Raw genomic sequence first — 13,227 nt, forward strand, 5'->3', positions numbered from 1 at the left:
ACCGCCGGCTGCAGTGAGTCTTTCGGGGTGGCTTGCGCGAACGCAGACGATCCGAAAAGCGACAATGACGCGGTGCAGGCTACGGCTGCGCTAAAACTGCGCACGCGAAACGCACGCCGGTGAGACAAAGAAGGCACGACACACTCCTGACATGCACAGTCAAGCAAGCTCACTTGACTGCGCGGTGAGTTCTACGACAGTGGGTACCGACACACGAACGCAACAGTCCACCTGGACGCAACATGCAGATAATGGTTTTGATCCTTAGTGTGATCATCGTCGCTCCTGGCGTGCTTCCCCACATGCCCGTGCTGATGATCAATCAAGAATCAAAACTTTATTGAATTGCCGTGGCGGGTTTCCGCCAACATGTCCAACTTTTCTGTTAGGGCCCGTGAGCCAATATCCAAACCATAGGCCACAGAGCGCAACAAAGATACAAACTTTCACAATTCTCCCTACAGTTACGTCAAGTGCTTAACCGTGACCGGCGCTCTACGCAGCGGAAAAAGCGAGTCGAATAATAATTATGTCATTTGTCACATTTGCAGCGACACGCAAAAAATAAACTCAGTTGCGTAACGATTTGGTTACTAAAAGCCAAGAAATAGTCAAGGCTACAAACATGACCAAGGCGCAAGTCGCGGCAAAAATCGGCCAGGAGACTAATGGGTGTGAGAGTTCATCCATAAACTGAACAAGCCCGACATTGGTGGGGACGTCAGCGAAAGCACTTTCCGCTGCTTCTAAGCTGGCTCGCGAATAGTTTTCACTCACCGCCGCGCCGCCGCTTGGGGTGCGCACGATAACGGTTTCGATACCGGTTTCTATCTGCAATTCCTGGGCTAGGTCCCGCAAGTCTGCAGCCTTGTCTACTGGAATGTCGACAAGCGCGATACCGATATCCTGCCCGGCGGCACCCTCGCTAATAGTGGAGACGGCGTCGAGCAGCTGTGGCTCCTGCACTCTTCCAAATTCCGCATGCGGGCCGATAGCCAAACGATCTTCTGCTAATTGCTCACTGAGCTCAGCTATATCAACACCATGGGGGATCATGACGGCTACTTTCTGCTTAATCTATCCGGGGGGTGATAATCCCCAATGGAAGCGTTCATCCTATCTCTGATTACGCTAGCGGACCGCCAATTACCACGCTATTACACGCCATAGGTGTCGCGAAGTTAAAACAGAACAGTTGTACTGTTATACTTTTGGCAAGACGAGGGATCGTCAACCTACACTGGGATAACGAACCCCTGTGTTCTAGAACTTTTTAGTTCTTACAATATTGCAAAACAAGGAAATGGAGCTCCCCGTGACTGAAAGCTTGAACTCCTTCAACGCCAAGAAGAAGCTCGAGGTCGGAGACAAGTCTTATGACTACTTCGCTCTCGACGCAGTAGACGGTCTGAAGAAGCTGCCTTACGCCCTCAAGGTGTTGGCAGAAAACCTTCTTCGCACCGAAGACGGCAAAAATGTCAATGAAGATCACATCAAAGCCATTGCAAACTGGGATCCAAAGGCTGAGCCTGATACTGAAATCCAGTTCACTCCAGCTCGTGTTTTGATGCAGGACTTCACCGGTGTGCCATGTGTTGTGGACTTGGCCACCATGCGTGAGGCCGTATCCAACCTGGGCGGTAACCCTGATCAGGTTAACCCTTTGAACCCAGCAGAAATGGTCATTGACCACTCTGTTATCACTGAAGCCTTCGGTGATGCAGACGCGCTGACCAAAAACGTTGCCATCGAATACGAACGCAACGAAGAGCGCTACCAGTTCTTGCGCTGGGGTGCAGAGAACTTCTCGAACTTCCGCGTTGTTCCTCCAGGAACCGGTATTGTCCACCAGGTCAACATCGAATACCTGGGTCGCGTCGTATTCGACAATGATGGATTGGCTTATCCAGACACTTGTATCGGTACCGACTCCCACACCACCATGGAAAACGGCCTAGGAATTCTGGGTTGGGGCGTTGGCGGCATTGAGGCTGAGGCTGCCATGCTGGGGCAGCCAGTATCGATGCTGATTCCGAAGATCGTTGGCTTCAAGCTGACCGGTGAGATTCCAGTCGGCGTTACCGCGACCGACGTTGTGTTGACCATCACCGATATGCTGCGTGAGCACGGCGTTGTGCAGAAGATCGTCGAGTTCTACGGCAATGGTGTTAAGTCCATTCCTCTGGCAAACCGCGCAACCATCGGTAACATGTCGCCAGAATTCGGTTCCACCGCCGCGATCTTCCCGATCGACGAGGAAACCACCAAGTACCTGGAGCTGACCGGTCGTCCGCAGGAGCAGATCGATCGCGTCGAGGCTTATGCCAAGGCTCAGGGCATGTGGCTGGAAGAAGACGACGAAGAAGCCGAGTACTCCGAATACATCGAACTCGACCTGTCTACCGTCAAGCCTTCGATCGCTGGTCCAAAGCGCCCACAGGACCGCATCGAGCTCGACAAAGCCAAAGAACAGTTCCGTAAGGATCTGCCAAACTACACCGACGACGAAGTTCTTGCCGACGGCAAGAAGCCAGAAGTTCGTCGCATGGTCGCTGAAGGTGGCTTGCAGAGCTACGCTGATGCCGATATCACCGAAGGCCACAACGTTTCCCGTAAAGGTGAAGGCGAAGACGCTTCCGCCGGCAGCGAAGGACGTCCTTCCCACCCAACGCTGGTGCAGTCCCCAGCCGGTGGTGAATACACTTTGGACCACGGCATGGTGGCGATTGCATCGATCACCTCGTGTACCAACACCTCTAACCCATCGGTCATGATCGGCGCTGGCCTGATTGCCCGCAAGGCCAACGAACTGGGTCTGACCTCCAAACCATGGGTCAAGACGATTTGTGCCCCCGGCTCTCAGGTTGTTGACGGCTACTACAAGCGTGCCGACCTTTGGAAGGACCTCGAGGCTCTTGGCTTCTACCTCTCCGGCTTCGGCTGCACCTCTTGTATCGGTAACTCCGGCCCACTGCCAGAAGAGATCTCCGATGCGATTAACACCGAAGATCTGGCTGCCACCGCAGTTCTTTCCGGTAACCGTAACTTCGAAGGCCGCATTTCGCCGGACGTCAAGATGAACTACTTGGCTTCGCCGATGATGGTCATCGCCTACGCCATCGCGGGCACCATGGACTTCGACTTCGACGAGCAGCCACTGGGGCAGGACAAAGATGGAAACGATGTCTTCTTGAAGGACATTTGGCCATCCGCCGAAGAGATCGAAGAAACCATCCAGGCATCGATCTCCCGCGAGATGTACGAAGCTGACTACGCTGACGTCTTCAAGGGCGACGAGCAGTGGCAAAACCTGGACATTCCGAAGGGTGAGACCTTCGATTGGGACGATGCTTCCACCTACATCCGTAAGGCTCCTTACTTCGACGACATGCCGAATGAGCCAGAAGACGTTGAGGACATCAAGGGTGCACGCGTACTGGTGAAGTTGGGCGACTCGGTCACCACTGACCACATCTCCCCTGCTTCCGCTATTAAGCCGGGCACTCCAGCTGCACAGTACCTGGAAGAAAATGGTGTTGAGCGTCAGGACTTCAACTCCCTCGGTTCCCGTCGTGGTAACCACGAAGTCATGGTGCGCGGTACGTTCGCTAACATCCGTATGCGCAACCAGCTCGTAGAAGAATCCGGTGGCTACACCTTGGACTTCACCAAGGACGACAAGCCTCAGGCATTCATCTACGACGCGGCCCAAAACTACAAGGAACAACAGACTCCTCTGGTCGTCCTGGGTGGTAAAGAATACGGCACCGGTTCCTCCCGTGACTGGGCTGCAAAGGGAACTTTGCTGCTGGGCGTTCGCGCCGTCATCACCGAATCCTTCGAACGCATTCACCGTTCGAACCTGATCGGTATGGGTGTTGCACCACTACAGTTCCCTGACGGTGAATCCCACGAATCGCTCGGACTGACCGGCCACGAAACCTTCGACATCGAAGGGCTGACCGAATTCAACGGCGGTTCCATCCCGAAGACCGTTAAGGTCACCGCTCACAAGGAAGATGGTGACACCATCGAATTCGATGCCAAGGTTCGCATCGACACCCCTGGTGAGGCCGAGTACTACCGTCACGGAGGCATCCTGCAGTACGTACTCCGTCAGATGGTTAAGTCCTAAGCCATCGCGCTCTGCGGGGCTGCACAACGTCTCGCTGTGAGTAACTAACCCACGGGTGTTGCTCGCAGCTGGGCCCTGCAGCCCCGTTTTCGCATTTCCCGGTCAGAAAGGTCGTTCCCCAAAATGCCAGTAATGAGTGAAAATGAGCTCAACCGTCGTCGACAAGAAATCTTGGTCGGGGCACGGAAATGCTTCGCTGAATACGGCTATGAAGGAGCGACCGTGCGACGTCTAGAACAAGCGACCGGGAAATCACGCGGCGCCATATTCCACCATTTCTCCGATAAAGAGAATCTCTTCCTCGCCTTGGCGCGGGAAGATGCCGCACGACAAGCAGAAGTCGTGGCGCGGGAAGGACTCGTGGAAGTCATGCGAGATATCGTGCGTCATCCAGAAAAATATGATTGGTTGGCCACGCGGCTTGAAATTTCCAAGATGCTGCGCACCGATGCTTCGTTTCGGGCGCGTTGGCAAGAGCACCAAGCTGTCCTAGACCAAGCAGTGCATGATCGTTTAGCCAAAAATGCCGCAGAAGGCCGCATGCGTGTCGACGTGCCGATCGATACCTTGCAGTACTTCTTGGAAATGGTCATGGACGGCCTGATTACGCGCAATGCCATGGGCATGGCGACCGACGAGGCAGTTCTTGATATCGCGGAGCAAGCAATCCGACGAGATGGCAACGATGCCATTGCTGAGAACAAAGATTCTGCGACTGATTAATCCGCGGAACCGACCATAAGGTATAACGGTATCCACTATGGTTAATCTTCTATTGGTCTCATTGCGTTATGGAGAGACTGCCCCGGCGGTAGCCGCCGCCGAGTATCGCGATATTTGTGAAGCTGCTGGCCTAACACAGGAACAAACGACTCACCTGATCATTGATTCCACAAAAGTGCAGCTTCCGGATCTGAAACAATTCGACGGAGTCATTGTTGGTGGCAGCTCGCTCAACATCACCAACGACGAATGGAGCGACTGGCAACACCATATTCATCAGCAACTTGCATCTCTTGTCGAAGCTGAGCTACCAGTCTTTTTAATCTGCTTCGGTGCTTCCTGGCTAGCCCATCATGTCGGCGGCACAGTTGGCCATACTCACGCGGAGACCTCCGGCAAGACGGTAGTACGACTCACGCCAGAAGCCGCACAAGATGCTTTGGCGCGCCATTTGCCACAAGAATTCACCAGTTTGACCGGGCATACTGAAGCTGTGGAATCCCTCCCCGTAGATTCAGATGATGTCACCGTGCTTGCCGACGGCCCCACCTGCCCAGTGCAATTGTTGCGCGTCGGTGATTCGACGTGGGCCAGCCAGTTCCACGCTGAAATGGATGCCGTAGCCATGAAAAACCGCATGGATTTCTTCTATGACTACGGTTATTTCTCCCCCGAAGATTATCTCGACATCGTCAACAGCCTGCCGGAGATTGACACCACCTGGAGCAACAAATTAATCACGATTTTTGTACGGTATTGTGCGACGAATGCGGTAGCGCACTAGCTTGCCTCCTTAAATTGAGCTCATCGCATCGTTGCCGTCGTGGAAGGCGATGAAATCTTCATCTGGTAAGTTTTCGCGCCCGGCGAGCTCAAAAATCACCTGGCCAACGAGTTCACGCGAGGTGTGCTCATCGACAAATTTGATCGAGTTTTCGGTTACCTTAATGCCAGTGGCAGGCTCGAGAGTCAACAGCGTCGGCGCTAGAATCACGAACCGCAAATCCGAAGCGATCAAGCGCTTGTCGACGGTTTTCTTCGACTCAACATACGCCAACCACGCACCGTCGTCATCGGTCTCATTTTCTAGCGAGCCCATATAAGAGACCATGATGAACTTTGGTGCCTTATGCTTGCCGACGGCGTCCTGAACTTTCTCCAGTCCCGCAATACATTCCAGAGCGGCATCTCGATCAACTGCATAGGTGACCTCAGCGCCCGCGCGGCCACCATTTCCGGCGGTCCACACGACTACGTCGAACTGACCGATCAATTCTGCCCACTCATCGGCGGAAAGCTCAGTGACGTCCTGCACCAGCGGTGTCGCGCCGTTTTCGCGGGCTTCCTCGGCTTTTTCTTCCCGACGCAGCATCGCGGTAATCGCGAAATCATTGCAATACTGAGGAATAGCAATGCTTGCCACCTGACCAGAGCCACCGATGACGAGCACTTGTTTCTTCGAGCCAACGTGCTGTGTATCAACCATGCCGCCCATGCTACGCCGAATAGTCAATTTTTTCGGCCCTCCTTGTCTGCTCGCCGCAATAGCTCAACTGTGTGCCCTTTGCCCCTGCGTTAATCGCTGCAACCAATGAGGTTAAGATAGAAGCATGTATGCCATCATGACCGTCACCGGCGCCGATAACACCGGAATTATCGCCGCGGTGAGCACAGCACTCGCAGATTTGAACGTTAATATCGTGGATGTTTCCCAGACATTGATGTCGGGCTATTTCACTATGATTTTGCGCGTGGAATTCGATGACGAAAAGCTTTCGATTCCAGAGATTCAGGAGCGCATGGAAGCCGTCGAAAAGCAGACCCACCAGATCATTCGGATCCAGGCCGAATCGCTGTTTACCGCGATCAACGAGATCTAGTCACTTCGAATACTTATCACCTAGCGCAGAAATAATCTTCCATCATGCCTTTTTCTTTTAAGAATGCCCAGATCGTTGACACGATCGAGATGATTGAGAAATACCGTCTCGATATTCGTACGGTGACCATGGGTATTTCCTTGCTCGGATGCACTCGCCCGACGATGTCTGCCACCTGCGATGCCGTCTATGACCGGATCACTACGCAAGCGGCGCGTCTGGTAGAGGTGTGCCAAGGTATCGAGGCTGAGCTCGGAATCCCGATCGTGAACAAGCGCATCTCGGTGACGCCAATTTCCCTGATCGCAGCTGGCGTCGATGGCGACCCAGTTGAGCTCGCACATGCCTTGAACAAAGCAGCCAATGAGGTCGGTGTGAACTTCATCGGTGGTTATTCCGCACTCGTCGAAAAAGGCGCCACCGAAGCGGATCGCCGCTTGATTGATTCGATTCCTGAGGCATTGTCGCAATCCGATGTGGTCTGTGGTTCCGTGAACATTGCCTCGTCTCGGGCTGGCATCAACATGGATGCAGCACGCAAGATGGGCGAAGTCATCAAATCCGCCGCTGAGCTGAGCAAGGAACAGTCAGCGATTGCTTGTGCAAAACTCGTGGTGTTCGCCAATGCCGTCGGAGACAACCCTTTCATGGCCGGTGCATTCCACGGCGTCGAAGAACCCGACTGCGTTGTTTCCGTAGGTGTTTCTGGCCCCGGTGTCGTCGACCGTGCCTTGGGTAGCCTCGAAGGTGCCAGCCTGGACCAGGTCGCCGAAGAGATTAAGAAGGCGGCATTCAAGATCACCCGCGCTGGCCAACTCGTGGGCAACATGGCCTCCCAACGGCTAGGAGTGCCTTTCGGCATCGTCGACTTGTCACTGGCACCTACCGCGGAGCTGGGCGACAGTGTCGCACACATTCTGGAACACATGGGCCTCGATCAGGTGGGAACGCATGGAACCACCGCGGCGTTGGCATTGCTCAACGACGCCGTGAAAAAGGGTGGCATGATGGCGTGCTCGCGCGTCGGCGGACTGTCTGGTTCCTTCATCCCGGTTTCTGAGGACAAAGGCATGATTGACGCTGTACGTTCGGGCAGCATCAGCATGGACAAGCTGGAAGCGATGACTGCGATCTGTTCGGTTGGCTTCGATATGATCGCTCTGCCAGGAGCTACCTCTGCTGAGACCATCGCCGGCATGATCGCAGATGAAGCAGCCATTGGCATGATGAACCACAAGACCACCGCGGTGCGCGTCATCCCAGTACCAGGCGCAGAAGTCGGCGATGAGATCGACTTCGGTGGCCTGTTGGGCTATGCGCCGGTGATCCCGGTGAACACCGTCGGCAACCGTGAATTCATCCACCGCGGCGGGTTTATCCCGGCGCCAGTGCACGGATTCCGTAACTAAACGCGCGGCACTAAACGCGCGGCACTAAGCGCCGCGGCGGACATTTTGTAGGCAACTGCATTGTCTCGGCTGCAGATTTCACCAGTCTGAATAAAACTGGTGTGCTGGACTAAGCAGCCGGGATTACGCAGACAGTTGTCGGCGTTGCGGCAGCCGAGAATTCCCGAGGTCTACTCGGTAGCCTTCTTCGCTGCCGGCGCGCATCGCCGCGCGATCAATTGCGCGTGCTTGCCGACGCCCATTGCGCAGCGCAAGACCGGCATCGTGGACATAATCCTGCAACAGTTGCTCCGCCGCAGATGCGTCGTCAAGCAACGCTAAAGCAGCACCCCGCCCCACTTGCACGGCGGTGTCTTGATCAGCTTGGTCCAACAAATCATAGACGCTGCGCGAAAACCCCAGCATCCAGGAGGTTTTTAACCGTTTGGTATGCGCAGCTTCGTGGCCGCCATGTTGTGCAGCGTATTTCGTGGCCCCCGCGGCCATGTGGATATTCAACATGGGAAACAGCATCTTCACTCGTTCTAGGTGGCGCGGCACCCCGAAAACGAGGCCATACGAGTTGTGCTTGCCTGTCCCCTGCTGCGAATACAGCACTCGGCAGTGCAGCGCATTCGAGATATGAGTCAACAGCTCTCGTTGCTGTGGCTTATAACTGCCGGTTAGACTCCATTCCCATGCCGTCTGCCCGGCTGCCGCAGTATCTCCTGCATGCTGTACTTCATCTGGGTCCAGTGCATACTTGGCTGCTAATTCGAAAGCTTTTGTTCGGCACAGATCACCCTCGGGGGTACCTTCGCACGCTGCGGCACGGTCGAGCAAGTTTTTGATGCGATTGCGGTATTTATCAAGGCTCATTGGATAGTCCTTTCTCTAGCCCTACCCCCAATGGACTGTGCCGGCTCCGCTCAGGTTCCCTCGTCGAGACAATCGACGAGATGGCGATCGACGAGACGAGAATTAAGCGAGTTCGACGATTTCCATGTACTCATCACTCCACATATCTTCATCGCCATCTGGCATGATGATCACGCGCTCGGGCTCGAGAGCTTTGACCGCGCCGGGGTCGTGAGTTACCAGCACCACTGCACCCGTGTACGTCGCCAATGCATCCAGTACTTGCTCGCGTGATATCGGATCCAAGTTGTTCGTCGGCTCGTCGAGAAGCAAGACATTCGCTCGCGACGAAACCAGGGTCGCCAATGACAAGCGGGTTTTTTCACCACCGGATAGCGTACCCGCAGGTTGTTCGAGCTTATCCCCGGAGAACATGAAAGCTCCCAACAAGCTGCGCAGCTCCTGTTGATGAGCGTCTGGACATGCGGAGATGGTGTTTTCCCACACGCTGCGGTCTGGATCGATGGTGTCGTGTTCCTGCGCGAAGTAACCGATGCGCAAGCCGTGACCGGTGACAATTCCGCCTTCGCCATCGGTGCGTTCTTCACCGGCAAGTAATTTGAGCAAGGTTGTTTTACCCGCACCGTTATAGCCCAGCACGACCACCCGGGAGCCTTTATCGATCGCTAGATCGACGCCGGCGAAAACCTCCAGTGAACCGTACATTTTGGTCAGGCCTGTGGCGTGCATCGGAGTTTTGCCGCATGGCGCAGGCTCGGGGAATTTGATGGAGGCCACTTTGTCGTCCTGGCGAACCTCATCCAAATTGCCCATCATGCGTTCCGCGCGTGCCAGCATCTGCTTCGCTGCGGCAGCCTTGGTAGCTTTCGCACCCAACTTTGCGGCTTGTTTCTGCAGTGCAGACGCCTTCTTCTCAGCGTTCGCACGCTCCCGACGACGGCGGGCTTCGTCGGTGGCACGGGCATCGAGATATTTCGTGTATCCCATGTTGTACACATCTGCTTCGGCGCGAACGGCATCAAGAAACCAGATCTTATTACATACATCCCGGAGCAATTCCACGTCGTGGCTGATCATCACCAGACCACCTTCGTGCTTTGCCAAGAATGACCGCAACCAGGAAATCGAGTCAGCATCCAGGTGGTTTGTCGGCTCGTCGAGAAGCAGTGTGGTTTGCGACTTGCCAGCTCCGTTAGTGGCGGCGAACAGAATTTGCGCAAGTTCGACGCGACGTCGCTGGCCACCCGACAAGGTCTTGAGCGGTTGATCGAGAATACGTTGTTCCAGCCCAAGGTTGTCACAGATGGTGGCAGCTTCCGAATCGGCCTCATAGCCGCCAAGGCTGTGATAGCGCTCTTCCATGCGCGAGAATTTGGCGATGGCCTTGTCGCGCTTGTCGTCGTCCAGCGTCGTTTCCATGATCTGCTGCTGCTTATCGAGAGAATGACGCAGCTCATCGAGGCCACGGGCAGACAGCACACGATCGCGCGCAGTCTGCTCGATATTGCCCTCGCGCGAATCCTGCGGAAGGTAACCAATATCGCCGGAAACATGAACCTCACCGCCATAGGGCTCGGTTTCGCCAGACAGGATGCGCATCGTGGTGGTTTTCCCGGCACCATTACGTCCGATCAAACCGATACGATCGCCCGGCTGCACGCGAAGGTGCTGGCCAGGGGCGTGCAAAAGTGTACGGGCACCGGCGCGGACTTCAAGGTCTTGGCTAACAATCACGACCAGCAAGTCTAGCAGCCGGCGGTAGTGATTTATAACTGCGCTGACCTCGAATTTTGGTGCTCAATAACGAGCTAACGCTATAGTGTCACTGTTGCCATCACATCGGTTGTACTGGCAACGGCGGGCTGTAGCGCAGTTTGGTAGCGCACCACACTGGGGGTGTGGGGGTCGCAGGTTCAAATCCTGTCAGTCCGACAAAAGCCCTGGCAGGGCAATGTTTCAGGTTGGCCTTATCTGCCTCTTCCCTGTTCTGGGCAAGACGTACTCACTATCCGAATCCCGGCAATCCTTCCGGAATCCGCCAAAGCTCTCTGCCGATAGGTGTGATTCTGGTTTGATAAGGCACGCTAGTATCCAGCTGCTCATTGGTTCGTAATAAATAGAGACTTGGAAGTGCGGACGTTTTGTACCCCCATGACAAATATCATGGGTGATTTCATGACGATTTCCATACGGCCACGAATCCCCAGATCATTAGCGTTGTCCGTATGAAAGCAATGCAGCAAACACAAGCCATTGAAGTTTCGGGAGCGAGTAAAACCTTCAACGCACACTCTCGTTCACCGGTACACGCATTAAAGAACGTGGACCTTTCCGTTCAACGTGGTGAGATCGTCGCGTTGCTCGGAACCAACGGAGCAGGCAAGACTACGTTAGTGGACCTCATCTTAGGGCTTAGCAGACCGACGGCTGGAACCGTCGAAGTCTTGAACAACTCCCCCAAACTCGCAATTTATAGGCAGAACATCGGTGCGCTAATGCAAACCGGTGGGCTACTGCACGAAATGACGGTGCAGGACACTGTAAAGATGATCGCCGCTACCTTCCCCCGCCACCTACCGCTGGACGACGTTGTCAAGCAAGCCAACCTGGAGCCAATCTACACCCGCCGCGTCGGCAAATGCTCCGGCGGTGAGCAACAACGCATACGCTTCGCATTGGCCATTCTGGGTAACCCGGACATCCTCATCCTGGACGAGCCCACCGCGGGAATGGACGCAGGCGCGCGCAGCCAGTTTTGGCAATCAATGAGGCGCCAGTCTGAACAAGGCCGCACGATCATCTTCACCACCCATTACCTTAAAGAAGCTGAGGAGTTCGCCGAGCGCATCGTACTGATGCACAAAGGCGAAATCATCGCCGACGGCACCACCTATGAGCTGCAGAATATGAGCTCTGAGCGCATCGTCACCGCTGAGTTCCCAGGCGAAATCCCGGAACTCACGGACATACCGGGCGTGACTGCTAATGAAATTCACGGCCATCATCTGCGTCTGGTGAGTCAGGACTCTGATGCTCTGGCCCGCTACCTGTTATCGGAAACTGATGCCCGCAATCTCAGCATCACCAATCCCAGCCTAGAAAACATGTTCCTTGAGCTGACAAACCAAAACCAGGAAATCTAACCCCATGAGCACTACACTAAAATTCACCGGCCAGGAATTGCTGCGACTGCGCCGGGACATGACCACCTTGTTTTTCAGCGTTGTTTTGCCGGTCTTCTTTTATCTCGTTTTTGGCGCATCTCAGTCCTACGGCGCTCAGGAAATGAATGGCGGAAACGTCTCCGCCTTTGTCATGCTGGCCATGGCTTTGTACGCGGGCGTCGTCGGAGCGGTCGGTGCGGCTGGTTCGGCGCTCACTGATGATCGCAGTGGCTGGGGGCGGCAATTGGCTCTTACTCCACTGCGTAGTTGGCAACTCGCTTTCGCTAATACACTCAGCATCACGGTGCGTGCGGTGCTTCCTATCGCAGCGGTATTCATCGCCGGCGCTCTCACCAACGCACACTTGCAAGCAATTCAGTGGGCAATAAGTTTCTTCGCTTGTGTTATCTGTGCCATTCCCTTCGGATTTTACGGCTTAGCTTGGGTCTTGGTGGTTCCGAAAGAAAACACAGTGGCGATCGCCACGGCCTCCATCGTGATCCTTGCCTTCGCGGGAAACGTGTTCATCGGCCTCAGCGGCACCCTGCTGCAAATCGCTCGATTTACCCCAATGTACGGTGCAGTCACACTGGTGCGCTGGCCTCTGGCCGAAGGTGCGCAGCTGCAGCCGACAGGAATGATCTTCGATCCTATGTGGTACTCCTGGGCTAACATCACGATATGGACGGCCGTATTTGTGACTTTCTGCCTGTTGATGCGCAACCGCGACAAGGAGCGTAACTAAATGAACCGTAGTGACAGTTTTCGACGAACTGACTTCATCTCTGCTTCGGTATCGCTCCTATTTTTGTCACCACTCATGGTGCATGTGTACACCGCTCCACAGCTCAGTACCGGGGACAAGGCATGGGTCACCGTCTGCGTGGGGTCTTTTGCTGCCTTCTATAGCTTCGCCTTTGGCTCGCTGGATTATTTTCCGCGAGGTTGGGATCGGCAGCCGCGAGCGCTTCTCCGATGGAGCGTTCTGCTTGCAATTGCCCTGGCCACCGCACCGGTGATCAGCATAGGAGTAGCGAATTTCGCCCCATTTCTGGCCG

11 protein-coding genes, 1 tRNA gene and 1 pseudogene are annotated in these 13,227 nt (G+C 54.9%); 9 read left to right on the forward strand and 4 right to left on the reverse strand.

All coding sequences use genetic code 11. The annotated features are described in order from the left end of the window. Nucleotides 1-570 precede the first annotated feature (570 nt). Complete coding sequence (locus RCH87_RS07840) at nt 571-1,056, reverse strand: DUF6676 family protein (RefSeq protein WP_306516159.1); 486 nt, start codon at nt 1,054-1,056, stop codon at nt 571-573. Between the two features lie 259 nt (nt 1,057-1,315). Between RCH87_RS07840 and can the strand changes: the two genes are divergently transcribed. The 3 genes from can (at nt 1,316) to RCH87_RS07855 (ending at nt 5,642) form a co-directional block, all read left to right on the forward strand. After that, nucleotides 1,316-4,135 carry an aconitate hydratase gene (can, locus tag RCH87_RS07845; RefSeq protein ID WP_306516160.1) on the forward strand — a complete coding sequence of 940 codons (2,820 nt, stop codon included), beginning with the start codon at nt 1,316-1,318 and terminating at the stop codon, nt 4,133-4,135. A gap of 123 nt (nt 4,136-4,258) precedes the next feature. Continuing rightward, nucleotides 4,259-4,858: a TetR/AcrR family transcriptional regulator gene (locus tag RCH87_RS07850; protein ID WP_306516161.1), complete on the forward strand. Its 600-nt coding sequence runs from the start codon at nt 4,259-4,261 to the stop codon at nt 4,856-4,858. Nucleotides 4,859-4,895: 37 nt separating this feature from the next. Continuing rightward, entirely contained in the window at nt 4,896-5,642 is a 747-nt protein-coding gene (locus RCH87_RS07855) for a glutamine amidotransferase (protein ID WP_306516162.1), read from the forward strand. 9 nt (nt 5,643-5,651) lie between these two features. On the opposite strand, the gene RCH87_RS07860 is transcribed toward RCH87_RS07855, so the two are convergent. Next, nucleotides 5,652-6,344: an NAD(P)-binding oxidoreductase gene (locus tag RCH87_RS07860; protein WP_306516163.1), complete on the reverse strand. Its 693-nt coding sequence runs from the start codon at nt 6,342-6,344 to the stop codon at nt 5,652-5,654. A gap of 124 nt (nt 6,345-6,468) precedes the next feature. Here RCH87_RS07860 and RCH87_RS07865 point away from each other — a divergent pair, with 124 nt between their 5' ends. Both RCH87_RS07865 and RCH87_RS07870 read left to right on the forward strand, forming a co-directional pair. Next, nucleotides 6,469-6,738, forward strand: coding sequence for an ACT domain-containing protein (locus RCH87_RS07865; RefSeq protein ID WP_306516164.1), 270 nt, complete (start codon nt 6,469-6,471; stop codon nt 6,736-6,738). 44 nt (nt 6,739-6,782) lie between these two features. After that, nucleotides 6,783-8,147: a PFL family protein gene (locus RCH87_RS07870; RefSeq protein ID WP_306516165.1), complete on the forward strand. Its 1,365-nt coding sequence runs from the start codon at nt 6,783-6,785 to the stop codon at nt 8,145-8,147. Nucleotides 8,148-8,270: 123 nt separating this feature from the next. Here the strand turns inward: RCH87_RS07870 and RCH87_RS07875 are convergent, their stop codons facing one another. Both RCH87_RS07875 and RCH87_RS07880 read right to left on the reverse strand, forming a co-directional pair. Next, nucleotides 8,271-9,005: a hypothetical protein gene (locus RCH87_RS07875; RefSeq protein WP_306516166.1), complete on the reverse strand. Its 735-nt coding sequence runs from the start codon at nt 9,003-9,005 to the stop codon at nt 8,271-8,273. A gap of 102 nt (nt 9,006-9,107) precedes the next feature. Continuing rightward, on the reverse strand, nt 9,108-10,739 hold the full coding sequence (locus RCH87_RS07880) for an ABC-F family ATP-binding cassette domain-containing protein (protein WP_306516167.1): 1,632 nt from the start codon (nt 10,737-10,739) through the stop codon (nt 9,108-9,110). 124 nt (nt 10,740-10,863) lie between these two features. Between RCH87_RS07880 and RCH87_RS07885 the strand changes: the two genes are divergently transcribed. The 4 genes and pseudogenes from RCH87_RS07885 to RCH87_RS07900 all read left to right on the forward strand — a co-directional run. Further along, nucleotides 10,864-10,937, forward strand: a tRNA-Pro gene (locus RCH87_RS07885). A gap of 293 nt (nt 10,938-11,230) precedes the next feature. Beyond that, nucleotides 11,231-12,148 (forward strand): ATP-binding cassette domain-containing protein, encoded by a 918-nt coding sequence (locus RCH87_RS07890; RefSeq protein ID WP_373690950.1) that lies wholly within the window; start codon nt 11,231-11,233, stop codon nt 12,146-12,148. Nucleotides 12,149-12,152: 4 nt separating this feature from the next. Then, the gene (locus RCH87_RS07895) at nt 12,153-12,914 is read left to right on the forward strand and encodes a hypothetical protein (protein ID WP_021353937.1); all 762 of its coding nucleotides are present in this window, start codon (nt 12,153-12,155) and stop codon (nt 12,912-12,914) included. Beyond that, nucleotides 12,915-13,227: pseudogene (locus RCH87_RS07900) on the forward strand (sensor histidine kinase); the annotation flags it as partial.

Source organism: Corynebacterium sp., from assembly GCF_030826625.1.
GTDB lineage: Bacteria > Actinomycetota > Actinomycetes > Mycobacteriales > Mycobacteriaceae > Corynebacterium.